Source organism: Cyanobium sp. L1E-Cus, from assembly GCF_024345755.1.
Classification (GTDB): domain Bacteria; phylum Cyanobacteriota; class Cyanobacteriia; order PCC-6307; family Cyanobiaceae; genus Cyanobium_A; species Cyanobium_A usitatum.
The window spans coordinates 1-6,218 of the sequence record NZ_JAGQBS010000031.1 but is presented as its reverse complement, the minus strand read 5'-3'; the positions used below and the strand labels follow the sequence as shown (position 1 = coordinate 6,218).

General features: G+C 59.7%; 11 protein-coding genes and 2 pseudogenes. 3 read left to right on the top strand and 10 right to left on the bottom strand.

Annotated features, from left to right (window positions below):
• Nucleotides 1-476 (bottom strand): annotated as a pseudogene (locus tag KBZ22_RS14160) (NAD-dependent epimerase/dehydratase family protein); the annotation flags it as partial.
• 17 nt (nt 477-493) lie between these two features.
• On the opposite strand from KBZ22_RS14160, the gene KBZ22_RS14155 reads away from it, so the two are divergent.
• Entirely contained in the window at nt 494-748 is a 255-nt protein-coding gene (locus KBZ22_RS14155) for a type II toxin-antitoxin system Phd/YefM family antitoxin (RefSeq protein ID WP_255022467.1), read from the top strand.
• A gap of 11 nt (nt 749-759) precedes the next feature.
• Nucleotides 760-1,020 (top strand): annotated as a pseudogene (locus tag KBZ22_RS14150) (type II toxin-antitoxin system VapC family toxin); the annotation flags it as partial.
• On the opposite strand, the gene KBZ22_RS14145 reads toward KBZ22_RS14150, so the two are convergent.
• The 9 genes from KBZ22_RS14145 to KBZ22_RS14105 all read right to left on the bottom strand — a co-directional run bounded on the left by KBZ22_RS14145 (nt 995) and on the right by KBZ22_RS14105 (nt 5,182).
• Nucleotides 995-1,219, bottom strand: coding sequence for a DUF4351 domain-containing protein (locus KBZ22_RS14145; RefSeq protein ID WP_255022468.1), 225 nt, complete (start codon nt 1,217-1,219; stop codon nt 995-997). The pseudogene KBZ22_RS14150 and the gene KBZ22_RS14145 sit on opposite strands and share 26 nt — an antisense overlap.
• Nucleotides 1,220-1,482: 263 nt before the next feature.
• Complete coding sequence (locus KBZ22_RS14140) at nt 1,483-1,695, bottom strand: type II toxin-antitoxin system RelE/ParE family toxin (protein WP_254929046.1); 213 nt, start codon at nt 1,693-1,695, stop codon at nt 1,483-1,485.
• 19 nt (nt 1,696-1,714) lie between these two features.
• Nucleotides 1,715-1,936 (bottom strand): ribbon-helix-helix protein, CopG family, encoded by a 222-nt coding sequence (locus KBZ22_RS14135; protein WP_255022466.1) that lies wholly within the window; start codon nt 1,934-1,936, stop codon nt 1,715-1,717.
• A gap of 104 nt (nt 1,937-2,040) precedes the next feature.
• Nucleotides 2,041-2,481, bottom strand: a complete 441-nt coding sequence (locus KBZ22_RS14130) for a type II toxin-antitoxin system VapC family toxin (RefSeq protein WP_255022465.1) — start codon at nt 2,479-2,481, stop codon at nt 2,041-2,043.
• Nucleotides 2,482-2,766: 285 nt separating this feature from the next.
• Nucleotides 2,767-2,889: a PIN domain-containing protein gene (locus KBZ22_RS14480; protein WP_396112191.1), complete on the bottom strand. Its 123-nt coding sequence runs from the start codon at nt 2,887-2,889 to the stop codon at nt 2,767-2,769.
• Between the two features lie 18 nt (nt 2,890-2,907).
• Nucleotides 2,908-3,120, bottom strand: coding sequence for a hypothetical protein (locus KBZ22_RS14475; RefSeq protein ID WP_396112189.1), 213 nt, complete (start codon nt 3,118-3,120; stop codon nt 2,908-2,910).
• A complete protein-coding gene (locus KBZ22_RS14115; RefSeq protein ID WP_255022463.1) occupies nt 3,117-3,356 on the bottom strand; it encodes a hypothetical protein in 240 nt (79 codons plus the stop codon). Before KBZ22_RS14115 ends, KBZ22_RS14475 begins: the two co-directional genes overlap by 4 nt.
• A gap of 77 nt (nt 3,357-3,433) precedes the next feature.
• On the bottom strand, nt 3,434-4,054 hold the full coding sequence (locus tag KBZ22_RS14110; RefSeq protein WP_255022462.1) for a Uma2 family endonuclease: 621 nt from the start codon (nt 4,052-4,054) through the stop codon (nt 3,434-3,436).
• Between the two features lie 93 nt (nt 4,055-4,147).
• Nucleotides 4,148-5,182 carry an NAD-dependent epimerase gene (locus KBZ22_RS14105; protein ID WP_255022461.1) on the bottom strand — a complete coding sequence of 345 codons (1,035 nt, stop codon included), beginning with the start codon at nt 5,180-5,182 and terminating at the stop codon, nt 4,148-4,150.
• 274 nt (nt 5,183-5,456) lie between these two features.
• Here KBZ22_RS14105 and galE point away from each other — a divergent pair.
• The coding region (gene galE, locus KBZ22_RS14100) for a UDP-glucose 4-epimerase GalE (protein ID WP_255022460.1) at nt 5,457-6,218 on the top strand (762 nt) is incomplete at its 3' end.

Here is a 6,218-nt window from a genome sequence, read left to right as displayed (position 1 = left end):
TGGAAGCGGCGGATCAGAGCTGGCAGCACGTGGCTGTTGGTGGGGTGATAGTTGTCGCCCGGGCCATACAGATTGGTGGGCAACTGCTTCGCAGAAGGCTGCGCCTACAGGCTGATGGCATCAAAGCCGTGCTGCCGGCGCAGCGCCTCACACAGCTTGATGCCGGTGATCTTGGCGATCGCTTACCACGCGTTGGTGGGTTCCAGCGGCCCGGTGAGCAGCGCGTCCTCGCGAATCGGCTGCTCGGCGAGCTTGGGGTAGATGCAGCTGCTGCCTAGAAACAGCAGGCGCCGCACGCCGCTGCGCCAGGCCGTTTCAATCACGTTGGTTTGGATCTTGAGGTTATCGAGCAGGAAATCAGCTGGGTAGCTGCTGTTGGCCTGGATGCCGCCCACCTTGGCATGGCAGGGGTGATCAGGGGGGGGGGCATCAACTGATGCCTCTTGCTTGGTCCACAAGTGGACTAAGTTGGTTTCCAATGGACCCGCACTCCATGGCTGAACGTGTTGTGAATGTGCATGAGGCCAAAACCCACTTTTCTCGGCTGATCGATGCCGCCCACGCCGGCGAAACGATCCTTGTGGCCAAAGGAGGCAAGCCCTGGGCGCGCTTGGTGCCTCTCGAGCAGCCTCGCCCGCACCGCCAGGCCGGAGTCCTGGCTGGCAGCATCACGCTGCCAGAACCGGAGCTGCTGCTCGAGCCTCTTCCGGAGGAGGAGCTTGCTGCCTTGGAGCAGCCCCTGCTCTGACCTTGCCTGTGATGACGCAGCTGTTGCTCGACACCCATGCCCTCCTCTGGTGGCTGGCTGAACCGGATCGCCTCTCGCCTGCCGCACACGCCGCCATCAGCGATCCCGGCCATTCGATTCATGTGAGCGCCGCCTCCGGCTGGGAGATCGCCACCAAGGTGCGCCTGGGGAAATTGCCTGGCATCGGCGAACTGCTCAACGACCTGCCCCAGCTGCTCACCGCTCAGGGCTTTGAGCTGCTGCCCATCACGCTGCAACAGGGCCTGCATGCCGGCAGCTACCCGATGCCCCACCGCGACCCCTTTGATCGTCTGCTGGCCGCCCAGGCTGAGCTGGATCCAGGCGTTCCCCTGCCGGCTTCTCTGGTAGCGCCATCAGCCCTTGTCTCCAGCGGCGGCCGCGGCAGAGGGGGGCGGCCAGCCAGGCGGATAGGTCGGCTGGGCACTGGAAGTCGAGCAGGGCGTCGGCCAATGATTCCAGCTGCTCCAGCGGCAGGGCCTGGAACTGGGCGGTAGTGGCGGATTTCTTCCCGGGGGGTGCCGGCAATCACCATGATTTGCGCCTCGGTTTTAGATCAGGCCGACTGGCCAGGATCTGCTGACTGCTGGCCGCCAGCTCGCTCTCAGGCCGCACCGGCAGGGTTGGGCCGAGCGGATCAGATCGGGGGCGCTATGGAAGACCCGGTAGTACCAGCGGTCGGTGTTCACTGGCTGCGTGCACTTGTTGGAGGCAGGTCAGCGATAGACCTCGCGTCGATGGCCGATGCGCACCACCAGGATCACCAGTTCGCTGCGCTGCCATTCATAGACAACGCGGTAGTTCCCTACACGCAACCGCCGCAGTCCTTCAAATTCACCCTTGAGGGCAGAGCCGGCGGCTGGGGTGTCGCAGAGCAGGTTGATGGCCTCAACCAGCCGCACCCGGTCAGCTTTCGGCAGCGCGGCCAACGCCTTTGCCGCAGAACGTTTAATCCGCAGCGAGCAGCGCATCTCGCACCTCAAGCCAGTCGAGAACAGGGTCGGCAGGGTCCTTCAGGGCTGCCACCCCACAGCGCAAATCCTCGATGTCGTCGAGGTAGTACTCGATTGCCTGACGAATGATGTCGGCTCGGCAGCGGTTGAGCTGCTGTGCCGCTGCATCAAGCTCGGCGCCGAGGGCGTCGGGAAGCCTGGCCGTGACCTGAACCATGGGAATTACAGCGAAGTCGCGAAGAAGTCAGTGACATTAATGTAGGGCCACAGCCCATGCCTGACTGGTTGGGTTTAGAGCTTCGCTGGCGGCAGGAAGCCCTCTCAAAACCGCACAACCTGCAAACCCATGCTCAAGGCTGCATCAGCCATCACCCCATCGGCTGTGGCAACAATCGACACCGCCAGATCAGCCGCCACCGTGAGATGCAGGGCATCCAGCGTGCGGAGGGGGTGTTCCGGATAACGCGCGATCAGATTCGTTGCTTCCGCAAAACGTGCATCATCCAGCGGATACCGCTGCAGCCAGCCACGATCGATATCGTCGAGAAGGGCTGCAATCAGCACAGACTCGAGTTCAGCCGAAATATCGCCCATGCGCCGGCGGCGACTCAGCAAGGAACGCATCTCAGTGACGCTGAGGCTGCTGATCACAGCCGAATCCAGCCCCTGTAGAAATTCAACAAAGGCCTCAGAACCGGCCTCGTTGAAATACCACTTCGCCAGCGCACTGGTATCGAGACAGGCACGTTTTTTAGCGCTCATCCGGCTCAGCACTCATCGCGCTCGCCGCGGATCAGATCAGCTGAGCCGGTCTTCAATAACGGCATGCGCCGGCGAAGATCGGCATGGTCGGGGGGGCGCCGTTGCTGCGTCATAGGCAAAACCCGCGCGATCGGCTCGCCTCGCCGACGGATCACCAGCTCTCCTTCAGTGGCAACCAACTCGGCCAGTTGGCCGAGACTGGCACGCATCTCACGAATATTGAGCTCTTTCACCAGCGCCTCACGTTGTGCTGCAATTTTAACCGATGCAGCACATGCGGTGGCATCAAAGCGCCAACCGCTCCAAGCCTTCAAATCGCGCGAAATCGCGATCGAAACTAACCAGGCGCCAGCCATTGGCTATCGCCAGGGCTGCCAAATAGGCATCGGTGCACAGACGGGGCGGCATGCTCAGCAGAGCCCATGCTCACACCCGGCTGCTGGCAAAACGCGGCCAGCAAAGCGGATGCTTCGGCTGGCACACAAGCCGCACCAACCCAAGCGCGGTCACCGTGCAGAACAGCAACTGTTCAGCCGCCTGCTGCTCCCAGTAGTACAAGGCCTGGTGGTGATGGCTGTGGTGTGGCCAGGCCAGGGCCAGCCACACGTTGAGATCCGGCAGATCAACGGTGGTGCTCACGCGTTGAGCAGATCAAACAGTGCCGCGTTGCTGAGGTGTTCGCTCTCCATGGCCAAGGGCCCCTCCAGTCGCGGCAGGGTGTGTGCCGAACGTTTCGAGCCGGAGCCGCTGGGCGTGGCGCTTAGGCCCTGCTCCACATAACTGCGCAACAACTGCTTCAAAGTGAGGCGCTCGCTGGACGCCCGGGCCTTCAGGCGAGCAAACAGAGGATCCGGCAGCTCCAGGGTGGTGCGCATCACAACCAGCCAAAGGAGGATCAGCTTGCGATGTCGTTTGTGACCTGGGCCGAGCTGCTCCAAGGCCCAGAGATCAGCTAGCCAGCCCAGATCTTGGCAAGCTGCAGCTGCAAACCCGAAAGCTCGCCACTGGCATCAAGCAGCTGGATCTGCTCTAGGCGCTGCGATTCAGTATTAGCCGCCCACACCTCAACGGTTTGTTGGTGGGGCAGCAGCAGCCAGGCCAAAGATGCACCATTTGCCTGATAGGCGGCCATCTTTTTACGCAGAGCAATTAGTGCAAGGGGGCTCTCGTCGCTGGGGCTGGCTAATTCCACTACTAGATCCGGGCAGAGCGGTGCAAAACCACGGCGCTCTTCGGGGCTGAGGGCCTGCCAACGATCAATTCGCACCAATGACGCATCTGGGCTGAGAACAGAGCCATCGGGCAGCAGGAAGCCGGTGGAACTATCAAAGGCTTTCCATAGCCCTTGCTGCTGCGCAAAAAGTTTGAGCTGGAAAAACAACTCACCATTGCGGGAACCCGTTTCGCTACCGGTTGGCGTCATCACCAGCACCCGGCCGCTTGCATTGAGCTCTAAAACTGATTCACGGTTTTCGGCGCACACCAACTCAAACTGTTTAGGTGTGAGCTTCAGATCAGCAGGAAGCCTTAGGGGCGTTGCGTTGGGTATTGCTGGGCTGGTTGTAAGGGTCATCGCCGCAAACAAACAGTAATTTGAGTGTAGCTAAACAGCACAACACAGCTATCCAGATAACCGGCGCATTACGTGCCCGCGATCTATCAAGGCCTAGGCAGCCTTGGCCAACCCATAAAACTCTCGGTACCAGGCCACAAATCGGGCCACCCCCTCGCCTACGGGGGTGTTTGGTTTGAAACCCGTCCAGGCTTCTAGCGCTGAGGTATCAGCCGCAGTGGCGTGCACATCACCAGGTTGCATCGGCAGGAAAGTCTTCGTGGCCGTGATGCCCAGGGCCGATTCGATCGCGCCGATGTAATCCAGCAGGGGTGTGGGATTGGAATTGCCGATGTTGAACACCCGATGGGGCGCCCAGCTGCTGGCCGGATTGGGCTGGCTGGGATTAAAGGCCGGATCTGGGGTGGCTGGCTTATCGAGCACCCGCAGGAGGCTTTCGATGATGTCGTCTACATAGGTGAAATCTCGCGCCATCTGGCCGTTGTTAAAAACCTGAATTGGCTCACCGGCGAGGATCGCCTTGGTAAACAGAAACAGGGCCATATCTGGCCTACCCCAGGGGCCATACACCGTGAAAAATCGCAGGCCCGTGGCCGGCAGCCCATATAAATGGCTGTAGGTGTGGGCCATCAATTCATTGGCCTTTTTGCTTGCCGCATAGAGGCTCACCGGGTGATCAACCCCTTGCTGTTCTGAAAACGGCAGATTTGTATTGCCGCCATAAACGCTGCTACTGCTGGCATACACCAAATGCTCGATGCCGTGGTGGCGGCAACCCTCGAGGATGTGGCCAAAGCCCACCAGGTTGCTTTGGATGTAAGCCGCTGGGTTTTCGATTGAGTAGCGCACCCCCGCCTGGGCCGCCAGGTTCACCACCTTGCTGGGTTTGTGGGTTGCAAATGCCGCTTCCACCGCAGCGCGGTCTTCCAGATCAGCCTCGATCAACTGGAAGCTTGTGCCCGTGCGCTCTGCTGTGGCCTGCAGCTGCTTGAGGCGGGCCCGCTTTAGGGCTGGGTCGTAGTAAGGATTCATATTGTCGAACCCCAGCACCGCAGTTCCCCGCTCCAGCAGCCTGCTGCTCAGGTGAAAGCCAATAAAGCCGGCGGCGCCGGTAACTAAAACTGTCATCTAGGATTTTGACTAAATATATCTGTAAATTCTTGGATTAAATATTTAATAAACTTCAGCCACACTAATTCTGCCAAAAGTTGAGGGTGGGTGGGAGCAGTGCTCAACCACCTCAACCTTCAACAGCAGAACGTTGGCACATATTTGGGCAATTTCGCTAGGGGAGGGGGGGGGTGCACAATTAATAGGGGTGCACAATTAATAGGAGTATTGCATATTTTTTGCCTTTATTTAGCCAAAGGCCAAACTGATTCCAGCTTCACCTGCCCCTGCCATGGCCAATCTGCTTTTAACCGGCGGGGCTGGTTTTATCGGTAGCCACACGGCCCTAGTGCTTCTAGAAGCCGGCCATCAACTGGTGGTGCTCGATGATTTCCGCAACAGCAGCCCGGAATCCCTGCGCCGGGTGGAGCAGCTCAGCGGCAAAAAAATCAGCCTGGTGGCTGGCGATATCTGCCATCCCGCCAGCCTGCAACGGGCCTTCAGCAGCATCCCCATCGATGCTGTGATTCACTTTGCCGGCCTCAAGGCCGTGGCTGAATCGGTAGCCAAGCCCCTGCTTTATTGGCAGGTGAACCTAGAAGGCACTCGCCTCTTGCTGCAGGCGATGGCAAGCACCGGCTGCCGCAGCTTGGTTTTTAGCAGCAGTGCCACCCTTTATGGCATCCCAGATCAGGTGCCGATCCCTGAAAGCGCAGCGATAAAACCGATCAACCCCTATGGCCACAGCAAAGCAGCTGTGGAACAACTGCTTGCTGACTTAGCCGCCAGTGAAGCCGGTTGGCGCATCGCCCGCCTGCGTTATTTCAACCCCGTTGGCGCCCACCCCAGCGGCAGGATTGGCGAAGATCCCCTTGGCACCCCAAATAATCTGTTTCCATTTATCAGCCAAGTTGCCGTTGGCCGCCGCGCCGAATTGCAGATTTTTGGCAGTGATTGGCCCACCCCAGATGGCACTGGCATTCGCGACTACATCCACGTGATGGATCTAGCCGCCGGCCACCAGGCCGCCCTTGATGTGTTGCTGGCGGAAGCA